The sequence below is a fragment of the Planotetraspora sp. GP83 genome (genome assembly GCF_041262585.1).
GTDB lineage: Bacteria > Actinomycetota > Actinomycetes > Streptosporangiales > Streptosporangiaceae > JAOEGB01.
Window position 1 is genome coordinate 39,066 of the sequence record NZ_JBGCBZ010000031.1, and the last position, 25,610, is coordinate 64,675.

Annotated in this window: 23 protein-coding genes; 13 read left to right on the plus strand and 10 right to left on the minus strand. The window is 70.2% G+C overall.

The features are described 5' to 3' along the window. Positions 1–5 precede the first annotated feature (5 nt). The 6 genes from ABH927_RS30885 to ABH927_RS30910 all read left to right on the plus strand — a co-directional run bounded on the left by ABH927_RS30885 (position 6) and on the right by ABH927_RS30910 (position 5,670). Positions 6–1,334, plus strand: a complete 1,329-nt coding sequence (locus ABH927_RS30885) for an alkyl sulfatase dimerization domain-containing protein (protein ID WP_370027402.1) — start codon at positions 6–8, stop codon at positions 1,332–1,334. Positions 1,335–1,464: 130 nt separating this feature from the next. After that, positions 1,465–2,262 (plus strand): alpha/beta fold hydrolase, encoded by a 798-nt coding sequence (locus ABH927_RS30890; protein ID WP_370027404.1) that lies wholly within the window; start codon positions 1,465–1,467, stop codon positions 2,260–2,262. Beyond that, positions 2,259–3,509, plus strand: a complete 1,251-nt coding sequence (locus ABH927_RS30895; protein WP_370027406.1) for an LLM class flavin-dependent oxidoreductase — start codon at positions 2,259–2,261, stop codon at positions 3,507–3,509. The genes ABH927_RS30890 and ABH927_RS30895 overlap by 4 nt, the downstream gene beginning before the upstream one ends. A 29-nt stretch (positions 3,510–3,538) precedes the next feature. After that, the gene (locus ABH927_RS30900) at positions 3,539–4,420 is read left to right on the plus strand and encodes a TIGR03619 family F420-dependent LLM class oxidoreductase (protein WP_370027408.1); all 882 of its coding nucleotides are present in this window, start codon (positions 3,539–3,541) and stop codon (positions 4,418–4,420) included. Positions 4,421–4,453: 33 nt separating this feature from the next. Beyond that, positions 4,454–5,287: a HipA family kinase gene (locus ABH927_RS30905; protein ID WP_370027410.1), complete on the plus strand. Its 834-nt coding sequence runs from the start codon at positions 4,454–4,456 to the stop codon at positions 5,285–5,287. Then, positions 5,284–5,670, plus strand: coding sequence for a DUF3037 domain-containing protein (locus ABH927_RS30910; protein WP_370027412.1), 387 nt, complete (start codon positions 5,284–5,286; stop codon positions 5,668–5,670). Before ABH927_RS30905 ends, ABH927_RS30910 begins: the two co-directional genes overlap by 4 nt. Here the strand turns inward: ABH927_RS30910 and ABH927_RS30915 are convergent. Then, complete coding sequence (locus ABH927_RS30915) at positions 5,651–6,493, minus strand: GNAT family N-acetyltransferase (protein ID WP_370027465.1); 843 nt, start codon at positions 6,491–6,493, stop codon at positions 5,651–5,653. The two genes, ABH927_RS30910 and ABH927_RS30915, sit on opposite strands and share 20 nt — an antisense overlap. A gap of 78 nt (positions 6,494–6,571) precedes the next feature. Further along, entirely contained in the window at positions 6,572–8,347 is a 1,776-nt protein-coding gene (locus tag ABH927_RS30920) for an alpha/beta hydrolase (RefSeq protein WP_370027414.1), read from the minus strand. A 343-nt stretch (positions 8,348–8,690) separates the two neighbouring features. Between ABH927_RS30920 and ABH927_RS30925 the strand changes: the two genes are divergently transcribed. Continuing rightward, positions 8,691–9,551: an LLM class F420-dependent oxidoreductase gene (locus ABH927_RS30925; RefSeq protein WP_370027416.1), complete on the plus strand. Its 861-nt coding sequence runs from the start codon at positions 8,691–8,693 to the stop codon at positions 9,549–9,551. A gap of 33 nt (positions 9,552–9,584) precedes the next feature. On the opposite strand, the gene ispG is transcribed toward ABH927_RS30925, so the two are convergent. Together ispG and dxr are read right to left on the minus strand one after the other, a co-directional pair. Beyond that, positions 9,585–10,748 (minus strand): flavodoxin-dependent (E)-4-hydroxy-3-methylbut-2-enyl-diphosphate synthase, encoded by a 1,164-nt coding sequence (gene ispG / locus ABH927_RS30930; RefSeq protein ID WP_370027418.1) that lies wholly within the window; start codon positions 10,746–10,748, stop codon positions 9,585–9,587. Between the two features lie 153 nt (positions 10,749–10,901). Then, entirely contained in the window at positions 10,902–12,089 is a 1,188-nt protein-coding gene (gene dxr / locus ABH927_RS30935) for a 1-deoxy-D-xylulose-5-phosphate reductoisomerase (protein ID WP_370027420.1), read from the minus strand. Between the two features lie 199 nt (positions 12,090–12,288). Here dxr and ABH927_RS30940 point away from each other — a divergent pair, with 199 nt between their 5' ends. Further along, positions 12,289–13,335: a serine protease gene (locus tag ABH927_RS30940; protein ID WP_370027422.1), complete on the plus strand. Its 1,047-nt coding sequence runs from the start codon at positions 12,289–12,291 to the stop codon at positions 13,333–13,335. Positions 13,336–13,386: 51 nt separating this feature from the next. Beyond that, positions 13,387–14,412, plus strand: a complete 1,026-nt coding sequence (locus ABH927_RS30945; RefSeq protein ID WP_370027424.1) for a serine protease — start codon at positions 13,387–13,389, stop codon at positions 14,410–14,412. Here ABH927_RS30945 and ppk2 read toward each other — a convergent pair. The 4 genes from ppk2 to ABH927_RS30965 all read right to left on the minus strand — a co-directional run bounded on the left by ppk2 (position 14,409) and on the right by ABH927_RS30965 (position 18,279). Beyond that, complete coding sequence (ppk2, locus tag ABH927_RS30950) at positions 14,409–15,329, minus strand: polyphosphate kinase 2 (RefSeq protein ID WP_370027426.1); 921 nt, start codon at positions 15,327–15,329, stop codon at positions 14,409–14,411. The genes ABH927_RS30945 and ppk2 overlap by 4 nt on opposite strands. A gap of 8 nt (positions 15,330–15,337) precedes the next feature. Next, positions 15,338–15,568, minus strand: coding sequence for a hypothetical protein (locus ABH927_RS30955; RefSeq protein WP_370027428.1), 231 nt, complete (start codon positions 15,566–15,568; stop codon positions 15,338–15,340). Between the two features lie 13 nt (positions 15,569–15,581). Then, positions 15,582–16,727 (minus strand): anion permease, encoded by a 1,146-nt coding sequence (locus ABH927_RS30960; protein ID WP_370027430.1) that lies wholly within the window; start codon positions 16,725–16,727, stop codon positions 15,582–15,584. Between the two features lie 106 nt (positions 16,728–16,833). After that, positions 16,834–18,279 (minus strand): aldehyde dehydrogenase family protein, encoded by a 1,446-nt coding sequence (locus tag ABH927_RS30965; protein WP_370027432.1) that lies wholly within the window; start codon positions 18,277–18,279, stop codon positions 16,834–16,836. 215 nt (positions 18,280–18,494) lie between these two features. Between ABH927_RS30965 and ABH927_RS30970 the strand changes: the two genes are divergently transcribed. Next, positions 18,495–19,121: a TetR/AcrR family transcriptional regulator gene (locus ABH927_RS30970; RefSeq protein WP_370027434.1), complete on the plus strand. Its 627-nt coding sequence runs from the start codon at positions 18,495–18,497 to the stop codon at positions 19,119–19,121. A 27-nt stretch (positions 19,122–19,148) separates the two neighbouring features. Here the strand turns inward: ABH927_RS30970 and ABH927_RS30975 are convergent, their stop codons facing one another. Continuing rightward, positions 19,149–20,771 carry a PucR family transcriptional regulator gene (locus ABH927_RS30975; RefSeq protein WP_370027435.1) on the minus strand — a complete coding sequence of 541 codons (1,623 nt, stop codon included), beginning with the start codon at positions 20,769–20,771 and terminating at the stop codon, positions 19,149–19,151. A gap of 106 nt (positions 20,772–20,877) precedes the next feature. On the opposite strand from ABH927_RS30975, the gene gabT reads away from it, so the two are divergent. From gabT to ABH927_RS30990, 3 genes are all read left to right on the plus strand, one after another. Beyond that, positions 20,878–22,227, plus strand: coding sequence for a 4-aminobutyrate--2-oxoglutarate transaminase (gene gabT / locus ABH927_RS30980; RefSeq protein ID WP_370027437.1), 1,350 nt, complete (start codon positions 20,878–20,880; stop codon positions 22,225–22,227). Positions 22,228–22,397: 170 nt separating this feature from the next. Beyond that, complete coding sequence (locus ABH927_RS30985) at positions 22,398–22,643, plus strand: hypothetical protein (protein ID WP_370027439.1); 246 nt, start codon at positions 22,398–22,400, stop codon at positions 22,641–22,643. Between the two features lie 111 nt (positions 22,644–22,754). Further along, a complete protein-coding gene (locus ABH927_RS30990) occupies positions 22,755–23,846 on the plus strand; it encodes a hypothetical protein (protein WP_370027441.1) in 1,092 nt (363 codons plus the stop codon). Between the two features lie 339 nt (positions 23,847–24,185). Here the strand turns inward: ABH927_RS30990 and ABH927_RS30995 are convergent, their stop codons facing one another. Further along, the gene (locus ABH927_RS30995) at positions 24,186–25,529 is read right to left on the minus strand and encodes an extracellular solute-binding protein (protein ID WP_370027443.1); all 1,344 of its coding nucleotides are present in this window, start codon (positions 25,527–25,529) and stop codon (positions 24,186–24,188) included. Positions 25,530–25,610 lie beyond the last annotated feature (81 nt).

Below are 25,610 nucleotides of genomic sequence, written 5' to 3' on the forward strand. Positions count from 1 at the left end.
GGGACATGACTTCACCGATCCTGGAATACGCTGACAAAGTGTGGCGTGGTTCGGTGCCCGCCAACGAGGTCCCCCTCGCGGAGCTGCGGCTGGGCGGCGCCCAGGAGATCGCCCACGGCGTGGCGATGTGGCCGGCGTTCGGCAATGTCTACGCAGTCCGGGGACAGGAAGGGCTGGCGCTGTTCGACACGGGCAACGCCGTGGACGCCCCGGCCATGTATCGGGCGATCAGGAAATGGTCGGAGCAGCCCGTCAAGTATGCGATCTTCTCGCACGGCCACCTCGACCACGTGGCCGGCATGGAGGCGTTCGACGAGGAGAGCGGCGCCCGGCCGATCGTCGTCGCCCACGAGGGCATCGCGCGGAGGTTCGGCCGGTACGCCCGGACGGCCGGATACAACACCGTGGTCGACCAGCGGCAGTTCGGCTTCGTCCGGATGGTCTGGCCCACCAGCTACCGGCTGCCGGACATGACGTACCAGAGCAGGCTGAACCTGTCGCTGGGGGACGTCACGTTCCAGTTGCGGCACGCCCGCGGCGAGACCGACGACGCCACCTGGGCCTTCCTGCCCGAGCGGGGCGTGCTGCTGACCGGCGACCTGTTCGTCTGGGTGACCCCCAACGCCGGGAACCCGCAGAAGGTGCAGCGCTACCCCGACGAGTGGGCGGTCGCGCTGCGCACTATGGCCACGCTCGACGCGGAGATGCTGCTCCCCGGCCACGGGCTGCCCATCGCGGGGGCCGACCGGGTGCGGCGGGCGCTCGTGGACACCGCCGACTACCTCGACAGCCTGGTGGAGCAGACCCTCGACCTGATGAACGCGGGCGCCCGCCTGGACGAGATCCTGCACAGCGTCGAGCCGCCACCCGAGCTGGCCGGCCGGGTCTACCTCCAGCCGTTCTACGACGAGCCCGAGTTCATCGTGCGCAACATCTGGCGGCTGCACGGCGGCTGGCACGACGGCAACCCGGCCCATCTCAAGCCCGCGCCGGACGCCGTCTTCGCGAGGGCCGTCGCGGAGCTGTCATCGGGCGCGGCCTCGGTCGCCGGGCGGGCCGTCACGGCCGCGGCGGACGGCGACCTGCGGCTCGCCTGCCAGCTCGCCGAGCTGGCCGCGCAGGCCGAGCCCGACGACCACAAGGTCCACGAGATCAGAGCCCGCGTCTACGCGCTGCGCGTCCAGCAGGAGACCGGCGCGATGGCCAGAGGTGTGTTCGCCTGGGCGGCCGCCGAGTCGCGCAGCAAGATCACCGGAATGGACCTTCTCGACGTCTACCACGAGGTCGCCGGCGGCCACATGTGGTGGATTCCGAGCTCTACCCGGGAAACCTGACCCGGCGGGCGCGCGGAGGGGAGGCGCCCGCCGGGTCACCCAGGGATGAGCCTGCTCAACAGCCTTCTTCGAACAAGCGATTGCTCGGTTGCCCTCTCCTGAGGTAGCTTGCCAGGCGGAGGGAGGCCGAATGCCGTTCGCCGATCTCGGAGACGTGCGTCTGTTCTACACCGACGACGGCTCCGCGCGCCCGGTCCTGCTGCTCGTGCACGGCTGGGGCTCCGACTCGCACGAGTGGACGCACCACATCCCGGCGCTGCGCGAAAGGCACCGGGTCATCGCCGTCGACCTGCGCGGGCACGGCTACTCGTCGGCGGCCGAGTCAGGCAACACCCCGCGCCGCATGGCCGACGATCTCGTACGGCTCTGCGGCCGGTTGGGCGTCGAGTCCGTGATCCCGATCGGGCACTCGATGGGCGCCCAGGTGGTCTCGCACCTCGCCGTCGAGCATCCCTCGCTCGTGCGGGCCCTGGTCACCGTCGACCCCGGCTACGGCTTCACCGGGGCCGTCGCGGACGGCTTCCCCGCCATGGTGGCCGCGCTCCGGGACGGCGACGCCAACGCGACAGCCGTACAGATGGATCAGTGGACCTTCACTCCGGCGTCGCCGGGCTGGCTGAAGGAGTGGCACCGGCGGCGGCTCCTCGCGATGCCCGCGCACGTGCTGGCCGAGTCCTTCGCCGCGATGTTCGGCGAGCCGGGCTCGATCGGCGTACGGCCCGCCTCCGAGGAGTACCTGGCGCGGCGCGAGTGCCCGGTGCTCTCGTTCTGGTTCGACCCGGCCCAGGCGGCCTGGGAGCAGACCGTCTTCAAGGACCCCCGCTCCAAGACGGTCGTCTGGGAAGGCAGCGGCCACCGACTGCACGAGGAACGGCCAGGGGAGTTCCTCCTCGTCGTCAACACATGGGTGAAAGAGGTCACGCGGTGAAGTTCTCGATCTTTCTGAACCCGCAGATCCCGGGCTCCGGTTACGGGAGCGAGGAGAACGCGGTCGCCAGACGGCCCATCGGCCGGGACACCGAGTCGTACCAGGACCTCCTCCACGAGGTCCGCGAGATCGCCGTCCACGCCGACCAGATCGGCTTCGACGCGCTCATGATGACCGAGCACCACTTCCACTCGGAGGGATTCGAGTTCTCGGTCAACCCGCTGATGTTCCTCACCGACCTCGCCGCCAGGACCGAGCGCATCCTGCTCGCCCCGCTCGGCATCGTGCTGCCCGCCTGGGACCCGATCCGGGCGGCCGAGGACGTGGCGCTGCTCGACCAGTTCTGCAAGGGACGGCTGCGCCTCGGCGTGGCCCGGGGCTACCAGAACCGCTGGATGAACGTGCTCGGCCAGCGCTGGAAGGCCGCGGCCGCCCGTTCGGACGGGTCCGCCTCCGACACACGCAACTTCGACGTGTTCGGCGAAGTGCTGAAGATCATGAAGATGGCCTGGACGCAGGACACGCTCCGCTACAAGTCCGACGTCCTCGACTACGAGGTGCCCTCGCCGTACGACGGGATCGAGGGCTGGCCCGCGCTGGAGTGGACGCGGAAGTTCGGCGCGCCCGGCGAGGTGTCCGAGGACGGCAGGATCCAGGCCGTCTCGGTCTGCCCCAAGCCGTACCAGCAGCCCTATCCCGAGCTGTGGCAGCCGTTCACGATCTCCGACAGGTCGGTCATCCGGGCCGCGCAGGAGGACATTCTGCCGTGGATGTTCACTCCCAACCCGGACGAGCACGCCGCGAAGGCCCGGCTCTACCAGGAGGAGTCCGCCAAGTGCGGGCGGGACTACAAGCTCGGGGAGCACACCGGCATCCTGAAGATCGTCGGCATGGCGGACACCCGGGAAGAGGCCATCGCGACGTACGGCACGAGCATGCAGAAGGACTTCGCCGCCTTCTTCGGCCCCTTCGGATATCTGGAGGTGCTGCGGAAGAAGGAGGACGACAGGCATCAGCCGATCTCGCCAGAGAAGGGCGACTTCGCCCGGATGAACGAGGTCGAGATGGCCCTTCTGGGCGGTCCGGACGATGTGAAGCGCGGCATTCAGCGCATGCTCGACCGGATGCCCGACCTGGAGTGGTTCGGCCTGTTCATGCAGGGCCAGCAGGGCGTGCTGCCGCTCGACACGGTCAAGCGCAACCTCGAACTGTTCGCCACCAAGGTCATCCCCGAATTCGCCGACTGAGCCGACTGAGCCGACCTAAGGGAGCGGGCATGCGTTTCTGGCTAGGCGCGTCCTTCACGGAGACCGACCAGTTCGTCGAGCTGGCCAAGGCGTCCGATCGCTGCGGCTTCGACACCCTCACCCTGTCCGACCACATCTTCTTCGCCGACTACCAGTCGCGGTATCCCTACTCGCCGACGGGCGCCCCGCCGTACGACGCCGGGACCCACTGGCCGGACGTGTGGGTCACCATCGGGGCCATGGCCGCCGTCACCGAACGGCTCCGCTTCGCCCCCAACGTCTACATCGCCCCGGCCCGCGACCTGTTCACGGTCGCCAAGCAGGTGTCCACGGCCGCCGTGCTCTCCCACGACCGGGTCTCCTTCGGCGTCGGAGTCGGGTGGTGCAAGGACGAGTTCCTGCAGACCGGCCAGGACTTCCACACCCGGGGCAGGCGGCTGGACGAGATGATCCCCGTGCTCCGCGAGCTATGGAAGGGCGGCACGGTCGAGCATCACGGGGAGTTCTTCGACTTCGGCCCGCTGTCGATCGCCCCCACCCCGGCGCGGCCGGTGCCGTTCTACATCGGCGGCGACAGCGAGGCCGCGCTGCGCCGGGCGGCGCGGATCGGTGACGGCTGGATCGGCAACCGCGTCTACAGCGAGGAGCAACTCGACGCGGTGATCGCCGACCTCCGTCGTTACCTCAAGGAGTACGGCAGGGCCGAGGACGCCATCGAGATCGTCGCCGCTGTGGCGCTCGTTCCCGACCCGGCGATCTGCCGGAGGCTGGAGGACAAGGGCCTCACCGCCACCATGGCCGCCCCCTGGTGGCTCGCCACCTTCGAGGAGACCGCCAAGCACGGCAACTCCGTGGAGTTCAAGATCGCCACCATGGAGCGCTTCGCCGAGGAGATCATCTCCCGGGTGTGAGCACGCCGCGGGAACGCCGGTAGCCTTCCTGTCGTGCTGGAACAGATCACGGCGACGAGATACGTCACGCCCCTCCGGGAGGGCGGGTCACTTCCCGGCGTCCTCGAAGCCGATGATCTCGGCACCTATGTCGTGAAATTCAGGGGCGCCGGGCAGGGCCGCCGTGTGCTCGTCGCCGAGATCATCTGTGCCGAGCTGGCCCGGCGGCTCGGCTTCGCCACCCCCGAGCTCAAGGTGATCGACCTCGACCCCCAGATCGGCGCCCGCGAGCCCGACGAGGAGATCCAGGATCTGCTCACCGCCAGCGCGGGCCACAACCTCGCGATCGACTTCCTGCCCGGCGCGCTCGGCTTCGACCCGCTGGTGTGGGAGCCGGACGCCGGCTTCGCGTCGCGGGTGCTCTGGTTCGACGCGTTGATCCACAACGTAGACCGGAGCTGGCGCAACCCCAACCTCCTCGTCTGGCATGGAGGTGTGTGGCTGATCGACCACGGCGCCGCCCTGTGGTTCCACCACAACTGGCCCACCGCCGATCCCCGGCGCCGCTACGACGCGGGCGACCACGTGCTCGCGCCGTTCGCGACGAAGCTGACCGAGGCCGACGCCGACCTCAGCGGGCAGATCACGCGCGAGCTGCTCGACACGGTCACCGCCCTGGTTCCCGACGAGTGGCTCGACGGCGAGCCCGGCTTCGACAGCGCCGATGCCGTACGGCAGGCCTATGTCGAGCACCTTCTCACCCGCGCGCGGGGGCCGAGGGAGTGGCTTCCCGACCCGGCCGCGTCGCGGGGCGCGAGACCCGGGCCGCGGCGTGAGCGGAGCACCATCGGCGGCTTCTGGCGCGCCACCCGAGGTGAGAGCCGATGAGCCGGGACGTCTACGAGTACGCCGTGATCCGCGTCATGCCCAGCGTGGAGCGCGGAGAGCTGATCAACGCCGGTGTGATCGTCTACTGCCAGCCTCAGGGCTACCTGTGCGCCCGCGTCGAGCTCGACGAGCGGCGGCTGCTCGCGCTGGGTGGACAGATCGACCTTCCCGGGGTACGGCACGCGCTCGCGGCCTACGAGGTGGCCTGCGGCGAGGAGGCGGGGCCCCTGAGCGGGGAGTCGCTCGGCAGCCGCTTCCGCTGGCTCACCGCGCCGAGGAGCACGATCGTGCAGACCGGCCCGGTCCACGCGGGGCTGACCGGCGACCCGGCGGCCGAGCTCGACCACCTGATGGCGAGGCTGGTCAGAACAGTACGGACATGAACGTGTCGACCTCACGGAAGCCCACCCTGCGGTAAGTGGCCCGCGCCGACACGTTGAAGTCGTTGACGTACAGGGTCACGAGGGGCGCGAAGTATTTCAGCGCCTGCTCCACCACGGCGGCCATCCCCGCGACGGCGTGACCGCGCCCCCGGTGGTCGGGGTGCACCCAGACGCCCTGGATCTGGCACGCCTGTGGAGTCACCGCGCCGATCTCGGCCTTGAAGACCACCTTGCCGTCCTCGATCCGGGCGTAGGACCGGCCGATGCGGATCAGCTCGGCTACCCTCGATCGGTAGAGCGCGCCGCCGTCGCCGTTGTCCGGGGAGATGCCGACCTCCTCGGTGAACATCGCCACGCAGGCCGGCAGCAGAGTGCCGAACTCCTCGGGCCGGACCCTCCGTACGAGCGGGTCGGGCTCGACGGGGGGCGCGGAGCCGGTCGCCATGACGGGCTGCGCCCAGCGGATCGCCCGCGCGCTCCCCCAGTGCGGCTCCAGCCGCTCCCACATCCGCTCGACGGCGCCCGCCGGGCCGACGATCGAGGAGCACCGCCGTCCCTGCCTGCGGGCACGGTCGGCGAAGGCGTGGACGGCCTCACTGGTGGCGTTGACCGGGACCAGGTTGGCTCCCGAGTAACAGAGGGACACGAGCCCGCCGCGCGGGCCGAACCCCCACATCTGGCCGCCCAACCGGGAGGGATTCAGGCCCACGGTCCTGACCCGGGAGGCGACGAAGACGTTGGCGACCGGATCGGTGTCGAGAAGCGCCAGCACCTCGTCGCGATCATTGTCGTCGAGCACGCGCGACGCCGATGTACGCAGCATCACGGGCCAAGCCTACGCGACGACGTGAACTTTGAAAGTTACGGACGCGACACGCCGACAAACCCGGCCAACACCGGTCTAGCGGACAACGGACAGCGGCCCCCGCGACAACTGACCCACCAGCAGCACCCCGGCGAACAGCGGCCCACCGAGCAATGGGCCGGCGGAGCCGGGGCCGGACATTCGCGCCTTCCTGGACACCAGGGGGCGAGGCTCCGGCTGGGCCGGGCAGGTCGCGTCCGCTCGTCGCATGGCCCGGCGCTGCGGCAGCAGGGTCGCGTCCCGCAGGTAGGCGGCGAGGTGGCGGTCGACGCACGGGTTACCCGCGAGCGAGACGCCGTGGTTGCCACCGTCCTCGCTGATCATCCGCGCGGTCGGGAACAGGCGGCGCATGTGCAGCGCCCCCGGGTACGGCGTGGCGGCGTCGTGCTGCGACTGGATCAGCAGAATGGGCGGAAGCTGGGCGGTCCCGACCTTGACCGGGGTGCCGCCCCTTTCTGGCCAGAAGGCGCAGGGCGCGTTGTAGACGGCGTTGGGCCAGGCCATGAACGGAGCCTCGGCCTGCACCCTCTCCGTGTCCGCGTGCCAGCGCGCCCAGGAGCGCGGCCAGGCCGCGTCGCGGCACTGGACGCCGAGATAGACCGCGTAGTTGTTCTCCTCCTTGGCGTCGATCTCGGCTTGGCCGTGGAAGAGCGCGACCAGGCCCGCGGTGTCGCCCTTGAGCACGTAGTCGGAGAACGCCTGAGCCAGCCGCGGCCACACCCGGTCGGAGTATCCGCCCGTCGTGTAGATGTCGTCCAGCTCGCTCGGGCCCACGATGCCCCCCGCGGGCTTCTCCCGGAGCCGGGAGCGCATGCTGTACCACGCGAAGCTCGCGGCCGCCGGGGTCTGCCCGAGGTGGAAGACGCGGTCGTATCGGGAGACCCAGGCGAGGAAGTCCTTGTGACGCCGGTCGAAGGCGTAGTCCTGGGCGATGTTCGCGTCGTACCAGACCCCCTCGGGATCGACCACGCTGTCCAGCACGAGCCGCCGCACCCGCTGCGGGAACAGCGTCGCGTAGACGGCCCCCAGGTAGGTGCCGTACGAGTAGCCAAGGTAGCTGATCTTCTCCTCGCCCAGGGCCGCGCGGATGGCGTCCATGTCACGAGCGGCGTTCTCCGTGGTGAGGTAGGGCAGGAACCAGGCCCACCGGTTGCCGCAGCTCTCCGCGTACTGCCGGGCCCGGTCGATCAGCGCGTCCTCATCCGCCTTTCCGCGCGGCACGTTGTCGAGCCGGGGCGGGGCGTAGAAGCGCTTCGGGTCCACGCAGCTGATCGAGGGCTCGCTCGCCCCGACTCCGCGAGGGTCGAAGCCGATCACGTCGAACCTGGCCGCGACGTCCCTGGGCAGCGCGGCCGCCACGTACTGCGCCAGCCCGCGGCCCGACCCGCCCGGCCCGCCGGGATTGACCAGCAGCGCGCCGAGATGGTTGCCGTCCGGGTTGGCGGTGCCCCTGATCCGGTTCAGCGCCAGAGTGATCTGCTGCCCGAGCGGCTCCCGGTAGTCGAGCGGAACCCGGACGGTCGCACACTCCACCGGATTCCCCACCGGGGCCCTGCCCGGAGCCGCGACCGGCGCCATGCCCGCCGTGGCCGCGGTGAACGTGCGTGACCTGGCGGGCTGGGAACCCAGCGGACGCAGGACCCCGCCCAGCGCCCCAGCCTGACCCGGCTGGGCGCAGGGTCCCCAGGCGATGCCTCGCATGGGGCCCCGCATCGGGCCCGGCACCGGTACGGCCCGCGCCCCATCCGGCCCGGTGACCAGTCCGGCACTCAGCATCGCGACACCCGCGACCAATCCGACAACCCGCTTCACCAGCACGCTCCCTCTGCTCACACGGCAGAGGCCAGCTTCCCGGACGTGATCGCGCGGCTACGCCCGCATACTCCGATGAATGACAGTGTGTAGTCAATCATTTGCTACCTGTAATCATCATCAAAGATCGCGGATCCGCGGCCGCGCCGGCGGCGTGACCGGGCGGTGGAGCTTGCCTTGACATTGGTGACAAGGTCCTAGCGTTGCGGCGGGACTACGAGGCACACGGGATCGACGGGGATGGTACGGCCACTGCGCTCCGCCAGCCTCTACCACGCCTACGACAAGGCAGAGCTGCGGGTCGTACACGAATCGATCCGCATAGCCAACCGGAGGAACAACGATGAAGTTCGCGATCAGCTATAACACGGCCTACTACGGTGCCGATCCCGACAGGATCATGTCCTATGCCCGGCATGCCGAGGATTGCGGCTTCGAGTCGCTGTACCTGCCGGAGCACATCGTGCTGTATCCCGGTGCGATGGTGGGGCCCTATGAGATGCCGCCGTCGCTGCCGTACGCCGATCCGCTCGATTGCCTGAGTTTCGTCGCCGCGGCCACCCAGCGGATCCTGCTCGGAACGGGTGTGCTGCTGTTGCCGTACCACCACCCGGTCATCCTCGCCAAACGTCTGGCGACCATCGACGTGCTGTCCAAGGGGCGGATGCGGCTGCTGACCGTGGGGCTCGGCACCCTGCCGGGTGAGGCCAGGGCGGTGGGGGTCGACTTCAGCACCCGCGGCCGTCGTGCCGACGAGGCGATCGACGTGCTGCGACTGCTCTGGACCGGCGGCGAAGACGGCGTCAGCTTCGACGGGGAATTCTTCGCCTTCGACAACCTGTCCAGCTTTCCCAAGCCCTACGGGGTCGCTCAACTGCCGATCCACATCGGCGGATCGAGCCGGGCGGCCGCACGCCGAGCCGGGCGGCGCGGCGACGGCTACTTTCCCGGTGGCGCGCTTGATCCCCAGGAGCGCGCCATCCAGATGGAACTCGCCCGATCGACCGCCATCGAAGCGGGGCGTAGCCCGGAAACGCTCGAATACACGCGGTGGGGGTCGATCGACATGACCGTCGAACGGGTCGAGGCGTTCGCCGCGCTGGGCGTGACCCGCATCGTGGTGAGTCCCACCACCATCGAACCAGACCAGCAACGCGACGAGATGTCCGCGTTCGCCCAGCGGCTCGCAACACTTTGTGTGTGATCACCAAAACGGGGTCGGCGGGACACCCCTTTCCTAGCGGACGACGACCTCGGGGCCCGCGGCGTCGTCGTCGAGGTCCACGTCGACGCCCATCTCCTCGGCCAGGCGCAGGGCCTCCTCGATGAGGGTCTCCACGATCTGCGACTCCGGGACGGTCTTGATGACCTCGCCCTTCACGAAGATCTGGCCCTTGCCGTTGCCGGAGGCGACGCCGAGGTCGGCCTCCCTGGCCTCGCCGGGGCCGTTGACGACACAGCCCATGACGGCCACCCGAAGCGGCACCTTGAGCCCCGTGAGACCGGCCTGCACCTGCTCGGCGAGGGTGTAGACGTCGACCTGGGCCCGGCCGCACGACGGGCAGGAGACGATCTCCAGGCCGCGCTCGCGCAGGTTGAGCGACTCCAGGATCTGGGTGCCGACCTTGACCTCCTCGACCGGGGGCGCGGAGAGCGAGACGCGGATGGTGTCGCCGATGCCCTCGGCCAGCAGGGCGCCGAACGCTACGGCGGACTTGATCGTGCCCTGGAAGGCGGGGCCCGCCTCCGTGACGCCGAGGTGCAGCGGGTAGTCGCACCGCTCGGCCAGCAGGCGGTAGGCCTGGATCATCACGACCGGGTCGTTGTGCTTCACCGAGATCTTGATGTCGCGGAAGCCGTGCTCCTCGAACAGCGAGCACTCCCACAGCGCCGACTCGACCAGGGCCTCAGGGGTGGCCTTGCCGTACTTCTGGAGCAGTCGCGGGTCGAGCGAGCCGGCGTTGACGCCGATGCGGATCGGGGTGCCCGCGTCGGCGGCGGCGCGGGCGATCTCACCGACCTTGTCGTCGAACTTCTTGATGTTGCCGGGGTTGACCCGGACGGCGGCGCATCCGGCGTCGATGGCCGCGAAGACGTACTTCGGCTGGAAGTGGATGTCGGCGATCACCGGGATCTGCGACTTCCTGGCGATCATCGGGAGCGCGTCGGCGTCGTCCTGAGAAGGGACCGCGACCCGGACGATCTGGCAGCCGGCGGCGGTGAGCTCGGCGATCTGCTGGAGGGTCGAGTTGACGTCGGCGGTCAGCGTGGTGGTCATCGACTGCACCGAGACCGGCGCGTCACCACCGACCGGAACCGAGCCGACCATGATCTGCCGCGAGACCCGCCGCTTGGCGATCGGCTGGGATCGTACGGACGGAATCCCGAGATCAACAGACATTTCAGTCCCTTGTGCGGTGGCGTGAAGCGACTCCATCAGTTTAGGCAGTCCGCCAGCCGCACCTGCCCTGGGTTCGCCCAGCAAACCAAACTCGCACACCAAACCCGCACATCACTGGGCATATCCCCGCCTCGCTCCGTCTGCCCCGCGAGTTCAGCGGACGAGTTCGGCGGCGCGGGCGCGTGCCCAGGAGTCGGCGGCCAGGACCTCCTCCACCGAGGAGGCGGGGCCGGCGGAATGCTCGGCGACCACTCGCTCGATCGTGTCCACGATGCCGAGGAACGGCAGGCCGCCCTTGAGGAACGCCTCGACGCACACCTCGTTGGCGGCGTTGTACACGGCGGGAGCCGTACCGCCGAGGGCTCCGACGTGGCGGGCGAGCGCCACGGACGGGAAGGCCTCGTCGTCGAGCGGTTCGAAGGTCCAGGTGTGGGCGGCGGTCCAGTCGACGGCCGACGCCGCGTCCGGAACGCGCTCGGGGTGGCCAAGGGCCAGGGAGATCGGCAGGCGCATGTCCGGCGGGCTCGCCTGCGCGATCGTCGAGCCGTCGGTGAACTCCACCATCGAGTGGATCACGGACTGCGGATGCACCACGACTTCGATGCGGTCGAACCCGATGTCGAAGAGCAGATGCGCCTCGATGACCTCCAGACCCTTGTTGACCAGGGTCGCGGAGTTCACCGTGATCACGGGACCCATGTTCCAGGTCGGGTGGTTGAGCGCCATCTCCGGCGTGACGTCCCCCAGCTCGGCCCGGGATCTCCCCCGGAACGGGCCGCCGCTCGCGGTCACGACCAGGCGGCGTACGGCTTTCGCGTCGGCGCCCCCGCCGTATCCCCCCGGGCCCACCGCCCAGAGGCACTGGGCCAGCGCGGAATGCTCCGAGTCGACCGGGAGCAACTGACCGGGAGCCGCCAGGCGCTTCACCAGCGGACCGCCGATGATCAGGGACTCCTTGTTGGCCAGCGCGAGCACGCGCCCGGCCTCCAGCGCCGCCAGCGTGGAGGTCAGCCCGAGCGCGCCGGTGATCCCGTTCAGCACGACGTCACAGGGCCAGGCGGCCAGCTCGGCGACGCCTTCGGGGCCCGCCAGGATCCTCGGCCGCGCGCCGTTCGCGGCGAGCGCCTCTTCGAGTGCCGGTACGGCTGCCGCGTCGGCGACGGCGACGGCCTCGGCCCCGCACTCGGCCGCCTGCCGGGCGAGCAGGTCCACCCGCCCGCCTCCGGCCGCCAGGGCCACCACGCGGAACCTGCCGGGGGCCTGGGCGACGACTTCGAGTGCCTGGGTGCCGATGGAGCCGGTGGAGCCCAGCACGACGATCGACCGGGGTTGGGAAGTCACTCCCCCATTCTCCCCGACGAGCGAGAGCCGTCAGCCCGGGCATTCGCGCGGACCCGAGCCTGTCATCACGGGAACACCGGGGCAGCCGAGAAACCAGTACATAAATGCCCGAATCTGCCCATAACCGTATATGCGAATCGTGAGAAATCCGGATTGCGGGCTCGCTACCTTCGCCGGGACATCCGACACGGAGGTACGCATGCACCCCACGGCACGACGTTTCGCCACTCTCACAGTCCCCGTCCTGGCCGTGGCCGGGGCCCTGCTTCCCGTAGCGAGCGCTCACGGCGCCACCCGCGTCACAGCCCCGAACCCGCACCCTGTGATCCACGAGGCGGCGGACACCAAGGCGGAGCAGCGCAGCGTCAAGAGCTACTGGACAGAGGCCAAGATGGAGACGGCCAAGCCCCTTGACGCCCCCGACTCAGACGACATGAGCTTCGCCAGCACGTCGGCGCTCCTCGACGCCCCTGCCGCGAAGCCCGCGACCGTCGCGCCCACGCTGACCGCCGACACGACCTACGGCATGTCCTACGCCTCGTCACGCAGCTCAGGCGCGGCGTGGACGGGCGGCGGCGCGATCGTGAAGACCGCCGGGCGCGTGTTCTTCACCATCACGGCGGGCTCGGACGCGGGGCGGAACGCCTCGTGTTCGGGCAACGCCGTGACCAGCGTCAACAAGAGCGTCGTCATCACGGCCGGGCACTGCGTCAAGATCAACGGCGGCTTCCACAGCAACTGGGTCTTCGTCCCCGGCTACGACCAGGGCAACCGCCCGAACGGCACCTGGCCCGCGACCAACCTGCTGACGACTCCGCAGTGGAGCTCCAGCGAGGACATGAACTACGACGTCGCGGCGGCCGTCGTCGCCCCCCAGGGCGGCCAGAGCCTCACCGACGTCGTGGGCGGCCAGGGCATCGCCTTCAACCAGCCCCGCGGGCGGCAGATGTACTCCTTCGGCTACCCGGCGGCCTCGCCGTACGACGGGTCGAAGCTGGTCTACTGCGGCGGCCGGACGTTCGACGACTTCCTGCAGTCGGAGGACCAGGGGCTCAACTGCAACATGACCGGCGGCTCCAGCGGCGGCCCCTGGTTCCTCAGCTTCAACGAGAGCACCGGCGCGGGCCTGCTGAACTCGGTGAACAGCTTCAAGTACAACTTCGCGAGCTTCTGGATGTTCGGGCCCTACTTCGGCCCCGAGGCCCAGGCGGTCTACAACGCCGCCCAGAGCACGTCGCTGACCTGATTTACCGAAAGTAGCCACAAGAACACGTGACGTGGTCCAGACTCGGGTGCCATGACTCCGAGCCTCCCCCTGCTTGCCGTTGCCACGCTTGCCGCCGGGCTCATGTCGGGCCCGGCTCCCCGGGTCGCCCCGGTGGCGGATGTCGTCGAGCACGTGGCCGCGCCGGCGCCCAAGACGTACTGGACGCCGGAGCGGATGGCGCGGGCGATCCCCATCGACCTGCTCTCCACGGTCAAGCAGGTGGGGGCGCTCACAACCGGCGTCCTGCCCCCGCCCGCCCAGCCCTGGACCGCCCTGACCGCCCGTGCGCTGAGCCACGCCAGGCCCGTACGGCAGGCCGCGCAGGTACGCCGCGCGGCATCGGCGGCGCGGCCGAGGACGGCTCCGGCGGCCACCACGAGTGGGTCGCAGTGGGACGCCGGAGGCTCGGTGACGAGGACGACCGGCCGGGTGTTCCTCAGCATGAACGGCGTCGACTTCGTCTGCTCGGCGAGCGCCGTGAGGAGCGCGAACAGGGACGTGGTGGTCACCGCCGGGCACTGTGTGAAGGACGGCTCGGGCCCCTGGGCGGAGAACTGGACCTTCATCCCCGGCTACCAGGACGGGCGGCAGCCGTACGGCACCTTCTCGGCCCGGCGGATGTTCGTGCCCGGACCGTGGTCGCGAAGCGGCGACGACGACCACGACGTGGGCATGGTGGCGGTGACGAGCCAGGGCGGCAGTCACCTGGCCGACGCGGTGGGCGGGCAGCAGATCGGCTTCGCCCCCAGGCGGGGGCTGCGGACCTACGGGTTCGGCTTCCCCGCCGACGCGCCGTACGACGGGGAGCACCTGCTGTACTGCGCGGGCGTCGTCCACGGCGACCCGCAGGGCCAGACCCGCGACCAGGGCCTGCGCTGCGACCTCACGGCGGGCGCCAGCGGCGGCCCGTGGCTCAGCGACTTCGACCCGGCCACCGGGCGCGGCACGCTGACCTCGGTGAGCAGTTTCAAGTACAGCAACGACCACGGCACGATGTACGGCCCCTACTTCGGCGCCGCGACCCGAGACCTCTTCCGGCTGGCCGAGCGCGCCTAACCGAGGGGACTGAGCGGCTCGGCGTTGTCCTCGTCGACGATGTCGGCGGCGGACCGCACGATCAGCGGGTCCGGCGTGCCGACTATGGAGGCTTCCTTGTCCTGGTAGTCGAACAGCGACAGGACATACCGCATGGCCTCAAGGCGTCCGCGTTTCTTGTCGTTGCTCTTGATGACCGTCCAGGGGGCTTCCTCGGTGTCCGTGTTGAGAAAGACGTCCTCCTTGGCCCTGGTGTAGTCGTCCCAGAGGTCGAGCGACGCGATGTCCATCGGGGAGAGCTTCCACTGCCTGACCGGGTCGACCTGCCGGATCACGAAGCGGGTGCGCTGCTCGGCCCGCGACACCGAGAACCACAGCTTGACCAGGTGGACGCCGTCGCGCACGAGCATCCGCTCGAACATCGGCGTCTGGTACATGAACTCGACGTACTCCTCATGGGTGCAGAACCCCATGACCCGCTCGACGCCGGCCCGGTTATACCACGACCTGTCGAACAGCACGATCTCGCCCGCCGACGGGAGATGGGCGGTGTAGCGCTGGAAGTACCACTGGGTCTTCTCACGCTCGGTGGGCTTCTCCAGGGCCACGACCGTGGCGCCCCGGGGGTTGAGATGCTCCATGAAGCGCTTGATCGTGCCGCCCTTGCCGGCCGCGTCCCGCCCCTCGAAGAGGATCACCAAACGGCCGCCGGTGGCCTTCAGCCAATACTGCAGCTTGAGCAGTTCGATCTGGAGCAGCCGCTTGTTGTAGTCGTACTCGTGGCGGGACAGGCGCTCGTCGTAGGGGTAATGCTCGCGCCAGGTGTCCACGGGCCGCCCGTCGGCCCGGAGGAGGATGGGATCGTCGTCATCGTCGTCCACCACCTTCAGACCTGGTGTTCGCCGCAGCAGTTCGGCACCGTTGGACATCTTTGACATATCTCCAATCATTTGGCCAGCATCACATAAATCCCAAGCCCGGCCCCGGCGAGGACGATGAGTAAGCACCCCACCGCCACGGCCAGACCGGCGGGCCGGGCCCCCGAGTTGGTGTCCTCGGCGGTGTAGGCGGACAGGCCGGCCAGCCCCAGGGCGTACACGGCGGCCAGCCCGGCGCCTCCGAGCAGCCCGGCGACCAGCACTTTCCAGAGGGATTCCACATCGATGAACTGGCTCATGCCCCTCCTCCGCTCATGCCACGGGCTCCTTCGTGGGTGGGAGCTTCCCCGTCCATTCGGAGTTGACGTTGGCGTGGTTGACGGGCTGCCTGCGCGCGGCCAGGTAGAGCCCGACGGCGAAGATCAGCGCGACGACGAAGACGGCGGTCACCCCTCCCGTTCCGCCGATGAGGTCGGCGCCCTTCCAGGCGCCCGCGCCGACCAGGGCGGCGGCGGGGAGGGTGCACAACCAGGCCGTCACCATGCGGCCCGCGAGCCCCCACCGGACCTCGGCGAGCCGTTTGCCGACCCCGGCGCCCATGATGGAGCCGCTGCACACGTGGGTCGTGGAGAGCGGGAACCCGAAGTGCGTGGCCGCGAAGATGATCGCGGCCGACGATGCCTCGGCCGCGAACCCCTGCGGGCTCTCGATCTCGGTCAGCCCCTTGCCGAGTGTTCTGATCACCCGCCAGCCGCCGATGTAGGTGCCGAGCGCGATGGCGAGCGCGCAGGCGACGATCACCCAGAACGGCGTGCCGTCGTTCTGGGTGATGGAGTGGTTGGCGATCAGTGCCAGCGTGATGACGCCCATGGTCTTCTGGGCGTCGTTGGTGCCGTGGGCCAGCGAGACCAGCGAGGCGGAGCCGATCTGACCGAGCCGGAACCCGCGCGTCCGCACCCGGTCGGGCACGTTCGCGGTGATCCGGTACACCAGGTAGGTGCCGATCGTGGCCACGACGATGGCGAAGACCGGCGCGAGGATCGCGGGGACGAGGATCTTCGACACGATGCCCGCGCCCTTGACCGCGGACGCGCCCGCCGCGATCAGGGTCGCGCCCACGACGCCGCCGATCAGCGCGTGGGACGAGCTCGACGGTATGCCGAAGTACCAGGTCAGGAGATTCCACGCCAGGCCGCCGACCAGGCCGGCGAAGACGACGGTCAGCGTGATCGCGCCGCTGTCCACGATGCCCTTCGCGATCGTGGCCGCCACCTCCAGCGAGAGGAACGCGCCGACGAAGTTCAGCACCGCCGACAGCGCGACGGCCACCCGCGGCGGAAGCGCCCGGGTCGCGATCGACGTCGCCATGGCGTTGGCGGTGTCGTGGAATCCGTTCGTGAAGTCGAAGGTCAGCGCCGTCGCGACGACGACGCCCAGCAGAAGGGTATTGGCCTCCATGCCTGGTCAACTGCGCCGATCGGGGGAGATTAATCCCCCGGGCGACACAGTTTCCCCAGAGTTCATCCGGCGGCGCGAGCAGGGCTCCGAAAACCCCCGAGGAGTTTCAGAGCGACAGGCCGGTGAGGACCATGACCTTCTCGAAGGTCATGTCCGCCATCGCGGACCGGAGGCCCTCGCGGCCGACGCCCGACTCCTTGACGCCTCCGTAGGGCATCTGGTCGGCCCGGTAGGACGGGACGTCGCCGATGATCACGCCGCCGACCTCCAGCTCCCGGTTCGCCCGGAAGGCGGCGTCCAGGCTCCGGGTGAAGACACCGGCCTGCAGGCCGTACTTGGAGTCGTTGACGGCGGCGAACGCCTCGTCGATGGACGCGACCCGCTGCACCAGCATGACGGGGCCGAAGACCTCCTCGGCCGCGACCTTGGCGCCGGAGGGCACCTCGGCGAGAACGGTCGGGGTGATCGTGGCGCCGTCACGGGTCCCGCCGGTCAGCACGCGGGCTCCGGCGTCGACGGCCTCGTTGACCCAGCTCTCGACCCGTACGGCGGCGTCCTCGCTCACGAGCGGCCCGACCTGGGTCTTCTCGTCAGACGGGTCACCGGTGACCAGTGCGCCGACCGCGACGATCAGCTTCTCGGTGAACTCGTCGGCGACCGGCTCCTCCACGATCACGCGCTGTACGGCGATGCAGCTCTGGCCGGCCTGGTAGTTGGAGAACAGGGCGATCCGGCCGGCGGCCCAGTCGAGGTTCGCGTCCGCCAGCACGACGGCCGCGGCGTTGCCGCCGAGTTCCAGCGTGACGTGCTTGCGAGGCACCCTGTCCATGATCGCGAACCCGACCGGGCCCGAGCCGGTGAAGGAGACCACCGGAAGGCGCAGGTCCTCCACGAGGGATCCGGCGCGGTCGTTCGGGATGGGGAGCACCGAGAACATGCCCTCGGGCAGGTCGGTCTCCGCGAGGATCTCGCCCAGCACCAGCGCGGACAGCGGGGTCGCGGGGGCGGGCTTCACGATGATGGGCGCGCCGACGGCGATCGCCGGAGCGACCTTGTGGGCGACCAGGTTCAGCGGGAAGTTGAACGGGGTGATCGCCAGCACCGGCCCGTGCGGCACGCGCGTGACATACGCGAGGCGGCCCTGGGCGGCGGGCTCGGTGTCGAGGCGCTGCACCTCGCCGCTGAACCGGCGGGCCTCCTCGGCGGCGAACCGGAATGTCGAGATGGCCCGGGTGACCTCTCCACGGGCCCAGAAGATGGGCTTGCCGTTCTCGCCGCTGATGAGCTGGGCGATCTCCTCGGAACGCTCGCCCAGGCGGCGGGCGACGTGGGCCAGCGCCTCCGCGCGGACGTGGATGGGCAGCGCCGCGGCCTGCTTGCGCACGGCGTCGGCCGCTGCCACGGCCTGCTCGACCTGCTCGGCGGTCGGCACCGAGTAGACGCCGACGGCGCGGCCGTCGTGGGAGTTGGTCACGGTGAGCTCGGCGTCTCCCGTCGCGGGACGCCCGGCGAGCCAGAAGGGGCGGGTATCGGAACTGCGGCGCACGTCCATGTTTTGACCGTATGTCACCAGGTCGGAGGGGGCGCTACTCCGCCAAGCACAATCACCTACCGGTGCCGCTCCGATGTGGACAAGTTTTGCATGTCACGGATGCGCCGCAATTTCGGGATGTTTTCCGTTTCAGACCGGTTTGAAAGTTGAGTGGCGTGGTTAAGTCATCTCCGTGGCCCGTCGCGGGCCCAATAGATGAGAAGGGCTCGTCGCTGATGGGTACGCCGGCGCCGCTCGGTCTTCAGGGTGCCTACGCGCGCGGCCACAGGAGCAACTACGACGAGCTCCGCACCCGCCTCCTTGACGTCGCCAGCCGTCTGCTGACCTCCGCCGGGCCGGAGAGCCTCACCGTCAGGCGGATCGCCGCGGAGGGCGGCTGCTCGACCCAGGTCATCTACACGATGTTCGGCAGCAAGGAGGGCCTGGCCGAGGCGCTCTACCTGGAGGGCTTCGAGCGGATCCGCCGCCGTCTGGAGGCCGTGCCGCATCGCAGCGACCCCTTCGAGTACCTCACCACCCTCGGCCCCGCCTACCGCGAGGCGGCGCTGTCGGAGCCCGGCTACTACAGCCTCATGTTCGAGCGGGCGATCCCCGGCTTCGTGCCGAGTGAGCGGGCCCGCACCCTCGCCCGGGCCGCGCTCAACATCCTCGACCGGGTGATCGCCGACTGCATCTCCACGGGCTACCTCGTGCCCACCCAGCCGAGGAAGATCGCCGACGCGCTGTGGGCGGCGGCCCAGGGCGCGCTGAACCTGGAACGTGCCGGTCACCTCCAGGACAGCACGACCTACGACACCGTCACCACCGCCACGATCTGCTGCTTCCTGGCAAAGGGCGACTAGCCGTACAGGGATTGGCCGTACAGGGATTCAGTGGCACAGGGCGATCCACAGCTCGGCCCGGACGGCGGGGTCGTCGAGGTCGCGGCCGAGTAGCTCGCTCACCCTCTTCATGCGATAGCGCAACGTGTGCCGGTGCACGCCGAGCCGCTGCGCCGCCGCGTCCCAGTGGCCGTTGCTGGCGAGGTACGCGCGAAGCGACTCGACCAGGTCGGCGCGCGAGCCGTACTCCCTCAGCGGCGCGAGCAGCGCGGCCGCGAACGACGCGGCGGCGGCCGGGTCGATCAGGGAGAGCAGACCCCTTCCGGCCATCTCGGCGAACCTCGCCACCGGATTGGCCGACGCCAGCGCCCGCTCCGCCTGGTCGAGCGCAGTGGCCAGATCCAGGGCGGTGGCGGCACCCGGCACGGCGGCCCGGCCCGGGACGGCCGGCGGTTCCGCGGCGCTCGGCAGGCGTGGGCCGGCCGGCACGTGTGGCGCGGTGGTCAGGTCCACGCCGGGCGCGCTCACGCCGACGCGGCCGTGCTCGGCGGCGCGGGCGGTGATCTCGTCCGTCCGCTCCGCCGGGACAAGCGCCACGACCATTTCCGTCCCGCGCCCTTCCCAGGGGGCGGTGAAGCAGGGCAGGGCCTCAGCGAGCGAGTCCGCGTCGGCCATCTCGCACGCGAGCACGGTCACCGGCCCGTCCGGCAGCGTCCCGCCCATCGCGGCCATGGTGTCCACGGCGGCCTTGGTCTCGCCGGCCAGCAGCAGGCGGAGCACGGCCGCCCGTACGCGGGTCGCGGCGGTCCGCTGGTCACGACCCTGTTCGAGAGCGAGCGTGAGCAGGGATCCGGCGGCGTTGACGACGGTGTGCCCGATCGGGGAGAACGCCCGCTCCGACCCGACCGCGAAGAAGCCCCGGCGGCCGAGCGGCTGCACGATCACCTGCTCGCCCGGCGTGGAGAGGGCGAGGCTCGCCAGGGAGGGCGTCCTGCGCAGCCGGGCCAACTCGGGCTGCAGCGACTTGGCCTTCACCTCAGCCCAGTGGCCCGCTCCCCCGCTCGCTCCCCCTGCTCCTGCGGCTACTCCGGCGTCCGAGGATCGCGCTGCCGCTTCCGGGGCCGCGGCGGCGTCGGCGGCCTGCCGTACGGCTCCCGCGTCGTCGAACAGAAGGGCCCAGCCGTGGATCTCGCGGGCGAGGCGCTCGATGACGGCTCCGGTGCCCGCCGGCTGAAGGGCGGCCCGGGTGAGGCGGCCCTGGGCGGCGAACGCGCGGCTGATCTCCTCGTACTGCTCGGCGGCGAGCAGCTCGCTGACGGCCTTGCCGATCGCGATGAACGGGGTGTCCCTGTGCACCTCGACGAGCGGCAGCCCGGCCGAGGCCGCGGCCTCGACCAACGCGGGCGGCACCACGTCGTGGCTGAGGCCCACGCCGAGGCCAAGCCCCGCGACGCCACGCGCGACGAGCCGGGAGACGTACGGCGGGGCCTCCTCGGACGTGAGCCGCATGCCGGTGGTCAGGACGAGCTCCCCACCCTCCAGGAACGGAGTGGGATCCTCCAGCTCGCTGACCGCGACCCAGCGGACCGGCCGGTCCAGCGCCTCACGACCGGCCAGGACGTCCAGGTGGAGCGGTACGATCGCCACCACCCGGCGCAGAGTCGGCGCCACGCCCCTCCCCCTAAGTCCGAGTTTGTCCGAGTTGGCCAAACACGTCACGTTATTCTGCCATGACGACATATCGGCAGGTGAAGGCGGCGGCCGTAGCGTCGACACCATGACCACTGCCACCACACACGGCGGCCCGCAGCTTCCGCAGGAGCGCCGCCTCGTCACCGAGATCCCCGGCCCCCGGTCCCGGGAGCTGTTCGCGCGCAAGCAGTCGGCCGTGCCGCCCGGCATCGGCACCACGCTTCCCGTCTTCGTGACCCACGCCGGTGGCGGTGTCGTCGTCGACGCGGACGGCAACTCGCTGATCGACTTCGGCTCGGGCATCGCCGTGACGAGCGTCGGAAACGCCGCTCCGCGTGTGGTCGAGCGCGTCCAGAAGCAGGTCGCCGACTTCACGCACACCTGTTTCATGGTCACGCCGTACGAGTCGTACGTCGAGGTTTGCGAGAAGCTCAACGGGCTCACTCCGGGCGACCACGAGAAGCGGACCTTCCTCGTCAACAGCGGCGCCGAGGCCGTCGAGAACGCGGTCAAGGTGGCCAGGCACGCCACCGGACGGCAGGCCGTCGTCGTGTTCGACCACGGTTACCACGGCCGGACGCTGCTCACGATGACGCTGACCGCCAAGAACATGCCGTACAAGCAGGGGTTCGGCCCGTTCGCCCCCGAGGTCCACCGGGTGCCGCTGGCCTACCCCTTCCGCTGGCCGACCGGGCCGGAGAACTGCGCCGACGAGGCGGCGGCCCAGGCCATCGACATGATCAACAAGCAGGTCGGGGCGGAGAACGTCGCGGCCGTGGTCATCGAGCCGATCGCGGGCGAGGGCGGCTTCATCGAGCCGGCGCGCGGGTTCCTCCCCAAGATCCTTGAGTTCTGCCGGGCGAACGGCATCGTCTTCATCGCCGACGAGGTCCAGACCGGCTTCGCCCGGACCGGCGACCTGTTCGCCTGCGAGGACGAGGGCATCGTCCCCGACATCATCTGCACCGCCAAGGGCATCGCGGGCGGCCTGCCGCTCGCCGCGGTGACCGGTCGCGCGGAACTGCTCGACTCCGTCCACGTCGGCGGGCTCGGCGGCACCTACGGCGGCAACCCGCTCGCCTGCGAGGCGGCCCTCGGCGTCCTGGAGACGATCGAGCAGGAGAAGCTCGTGGAGCGCGCCGCGCACATCGGCGAGGTCATGCTCTCGCGCCTGCGCGCGCTGCGGGAGCGCGTCGACATCATCGGCGACGTGCGCGGGCGTGGCGCCATGATCGCGATCGAGCTCGTGGTCCCCGGCACCAAGGACCCGCTCCCGGCCGGAGAGATCGCGGCGAAGTGCCACGCCGAGGGGCTGCTGGTGCTGACCGCGGGCACCTACGGCAACGTGCTCCGCTTCCTCCCGCCGCTCGTCATGCCCGACAACCTTCTTGAGGAAGGCTTGTCCATCTTGGAGAAGGCCCTCAGCGGGGACTAGAGCGTTTATACCAGTCCAAAAGGGGCACCCGGCTTGATGCGCGGTGTCCCTTTTGTTGTTGTACGGCGTGCGCCATGCCGCGATTTAACCACCACTTGGCCTGACACGACCCGATCACGCCGGGTAACCACGTTATAACGGTTCCGATACGCGATCGAGGGGGGACGTGGATGGGCTGGAACCCGAACGGCGCCGAGCCGATCATGCTGACCTTCGACCCTGCCGGCCTCACCATCACCCAGCGCGACGGCGACGCCTGCGTAGTGTGCCACAAGAAGTGGCCGCGCCCCCGGATCAAGGTCGGCGTGCTTCCCGACAACGCCCCCGTCCACGCCTGCGACGACTGCGCCGAAGCGGTCATGCCCATGCCGGACAACGTCCCCCTCCCCCGCCGATCCCGCGCCGCCCTGTCCTGACCAGCCCTGCCGCTAGTGCGCAGATGTCCTGATTTTCCGACATTTACCATCATTTACCGGCATTGAGCTTGGGCCTCCCTTTTGGTGATCGCCGCGCTCAATAATTGGCCGATGGACGACACGCGCATGCCCGGCGCCCTGCCGCTGATCCTGGCCGTCTGCTCGGCCGGGGCGGCCGCGGTGCATTTCGGCGTCGTGCCGGGCCACTTCGGGGCGTCGTGGGTCCACGGCGTCTTCTTCGCCGCCGCCGGTTGGGCACAACTCGCCTGGGCGGCGGCCGTCCTTGTACGGCCCGGCCAGCTTCTCTTCCTGGCCGGCGCGTTCGGCAACCTGGCACTGGCCGTGATCTGGCTGGTCAGCAGGACGGCCGGGTTCCCGATCGGCCCCGGCGCGTGGACTCCCGAGCCGGTCGGCGCTCCCGATCTGCTGTGCGCGCTCCTGGAGGCCGTCGTCATCGTGGGATCCCTCGTGCTCGCCGAACGCGGGAGGTCCAGCGAAACCTCCAGCGGCGGGTCCGGCGAGAGGTCCGGCAGGGCGGCGAAGGTCAAGGGGGCCGTCGTGGTGGTCGTCTCCGCCCTCGTCGTCGTCGCGGTCGGGGTCTCCTTTCAGCCGTCCTTCGCCGGCTCGGTGGCCGCGTCCTTCGCCCGCGCCTCCACCGGTCAGTCCGCCGCCGTGGACCCGCACGGCGGGCATCACCACGGAGGCGCTCCCGCGACGCCCGGAGCGCCGACCGACGCGCAGATCACCGCGGCCGACTCCCTGGTCCAGGCGGCCAGGCGGGAGACGATCGCGCGCTGGCCCACGGACGCCGCCGCCGAGAAGGACGGCTACAGGGTCTGGACCGACGCGGACGGCGTCCGGCAACTCGTCAAGCCGGCGCTGATCGACGACGGCGTGGTCCTCGACGCCACGCGGCCCGAGGCGCTGGTCTACTACCGCAAACCGAGCGGCCCTTCCGTCCTGCTGGGGGCGATCTTCATCATGCCGCCGGGCCGGCGAGGACCGGCGATCGGCGGGCCGCTCACGCCCTGGCACTCGCACCCGAACCCGTGCCTGGCGGGCTTGTGCCAGACCGATCAGACGGACGTGGCCGGAGAGACCGAAATGCTGCATGTGTGGCTGGTCGAGTATCCGGGCGGCTCGTTCGCCGACGCCGCCGGACCGGCCCTGCGAACCGCCGTCGCCAAACTCCCCGCCGGCTAGAGAACCGGTCACCCGTCGCCGTGATCATGCATAGTTTCCCGGGAAGCGCGGGGACGTGCGGCTCCCCGGATCGTGATCATGCATGGATTCCGCCGTACGCGGTCTGATCAGTGCCGACACCGTTTGTGATCATGCGGTGTCCATCCGTCGGGCGCACCCTCGTCATGCATGATCACGCCACACAAAGCGTCAGGTAGGGCGGTGCCCGCGGAACCGTGCATGATCACGCCGTACAAAAGCGCCAGGTGGGACGGTGCCCGCGGGAACACGTGCATGATCACGCGGCAAGGGCGGGGCGGAAGGGGCGCGAGGCAAGCAGGGACATGAGACAAGCGGCGGTCAGCCGACGAGCCGCCGCCAGCGCTCGACCCACTGGGGGTAGTCGGCCGGGCGGGCGGCGAAGTAGACGCCCTTGAACTCATGGGGATCGCCCACGTGGTAGTCGGCGCAGATCCGGCGTGTGCGGCCGGTGCAGGCGCCGGGATTGGCAGGGGCGAGCCCCACCCAGGCGGACGCCTTCCTCTGGACGTCCGCCGAGGCCGTCCAGCTGAGCCACTGGGCGGCGCACGCCGGATGCGCGGCGGCGGAGGACACCATCCAGGAGTCCACCCACCCGGTCACCGGGCGTTCGTCGACTGCCTTCACGGGCTTGTGCCCGCGCTTGAGCACGTCCAGATGGTACGGCGTGCCCTGGGCAAGCCGTACGGAACCGGTGGCGAAGCCCTGCACCACCTCGATGGGGTCACGCCAGTAGGCCCGCTCACCCGCCCTGCCGGAAAGCCCGGCGGAAGAACCGGCGGACGAGCTCGCTGAAGGGCCGGCGGATGGACTCCCGGCCGCGGAGGCGGAGGGTTTCCCGGCGGAGAAGAGGGCCAGCGCCGCGTCGAGCTGCGCGGGCGTGAGCTCGAAGGGGTCCTTGATGTCCATGCCCCGGCTCTTGAGGACCAGCGCGGCGTCCGCGATCGACAGCGGGCTGTCCCTGAAGAGGACGGGGCCCTTGTCCTTGAAGATGGCCCCGGGGTCCTCCGGGTCCACCTTGGTGGTGTCGTAGAGCACCTCGTTGAGGCCCCACAGGTACGGCACGCCGTACACGCGGTCGTCCTGGGTGAAGGCCCCGAGCCCGCGGAGCCGTTTGGGGATCTTGTCGTAGCCGTCGATGAGCGTTGTGTCGAGGGGCGCGACCTTTCGCTCGCCGATCAGCTTGCCGGCGAGCTCGGGGGTCGCGGAGATCACGTCGAACGAGGCTGGGGCGAAGTCGTCCGGCGGGGCCGCCTGGCCGGGGTCGTAGTACTTGAGGCCGACCTTGCAGCCGGTCCGGTCCTCGAACCCCCTGACCCAGTTGACCGTAGGGTCGGTGCCGCCCCACTCGACGTAGCCGTTGAGCGCCATCACAGTGACCATCCCCTCACCGCGACCCGCCGTGGCCGTCGCCGAGGAGACGGGCGTGGGGGGCGTGGGGGTCGCGGGCGTGGCGAGCGGGCCGCCTCCGGTGCCGGGGCTGCCCAGGGCACCCGGAGTGACCGGGAGGGCCGCGGCGGCCTTAACGTCCGGTGCGGCTCCCGCCGTGCCGGCCCGTGCCGTACTGATCTGTGCCGTACTGGTTTGGCCCGTCCCGCCGCACGCCGAGGCCAGGAACCCGGCCGCCGCGACCGCGGCCACCAGGCGTGTACGGCGAAGCGCCACTCGGACGACCCCCTCACAAGACGGACGCCACGAGCCTACTGGCCCGTGGCGCCCGTCATCGTGCGGGGACGACAACCCCCC

Coding starts and splice junctions, on each gene's coding strand:
- ABH927_RS30885 (WP_370027402.1), top strand. CDS start 6: ATGACTTCACCGATCCTGGAATACGCTGACAAAGTGTGGCGTGGTTCG.
- ABH927_RS30890 (WP_370027404.1), top strand. CDS start 1,465: ATGCCGTTCGCCGATCTCGGAGACGTGCGTCTGTTCTACACCGACGAC.
- ABH927_RS30900 (WP_370027408.1), top strand. CDS start 3,539: ATGCGTTTCTGGCTAGGCGCGTCCTTCACGGAGACCGACCAGTTCGTC.
- ABH927_RS30910 (WP_370027412.1), top strand. CDS start 5,284: ATGAGCCGGGACGTCTACGAGTACGCCGTGATCCGCGTCATGCCCAGC.
- ABH927_RS30915 (WP_370027465.1), bottom strand. CDS start 6,493: ATGCTGCGTACATCGGCGTCGCGCGTGCTCGACGACAATGATCGCGAC.
- ABH927_RS30925 (WP_370027416.1), top strand. CDS start 8,691: ATGAAGTTCGCGATCAGCTATAACACGGCCTACTACGGTGCCGATCCC.
- ispG (WP_370027418.1), bottom strand. CDS start 10,748: ATGTCTGTTGATCTCGGGATTCCGTCCGTACGATCCCAGCCGATCGCC.
- ABH927_RS30940 (WP_370027422.1), top strand. CDS start 12,289: ATGCACCCCACGGCACGACGTTTCGCCACTCTCACAGTCCCCGTCCTG.
- ABH927_RS30945 (WP_370027424.1), top strand. CDS start 13,387: ATGACTCCGAGCCTCCCCCTGCTTGCCGTTGCCACGCTTGCCGCCGGG.
- ppk2 (WP_370027426.1), bottom strand. CDS start 15,329: ATGTCAAAGATGTCCAACGGTGCCGAACTGCTGCGGCGAACACCAGGT.
- ABH927_RS30955 (WP_370027428.1), bottom strand. CDS start 15,568: ATGAGCCAGTTCATCGATGTGGAATCCCTCTGGAAAGTGCTGGTCGCC.
- ABH927_RS30960 (WP_370027430.1), bottom strand. CDS start 16,727: ATGGAGGCCAATACCCTTCTGCTGGGCGTCGTCGTCGCGACGGCGCTG.
- ABH927_RS30965 (WP_370027432.1), bottom strand. CDS start 18,279: ATGGACGTGCGCCGCAGTTCCGATACCCGCCCCTTCTGGCTCGCCGGG.
- ABH927_RS30970 (WP_370027434.1), top strand. CDS start 18,495: ATGGGTACGCCGGCGCCGCTCGGTCTTCAGGGTGCCTACGCGCGCGGC.
- gabT (WP_370027437.1), top strand. CDS start 20,878: ATGACCACTGCCACCACACACGGCGGCCCGCAGCTTCCGCAGGAGCGC.
- ABH927_RS30985 (WP_370027439.1), top strand. CDS start 22,398: ATGGGCTGGAACCCGAACGGCGCCGAGCCGATCATGCTGACCTTCGAC.
- ABH927_RS30990 (WP_370027441.1), top strand. CDS start 22,755: ATGGACGACACGCGCATGCCCGGCGCCCTGCCGCTGATCCTGGCCGTC.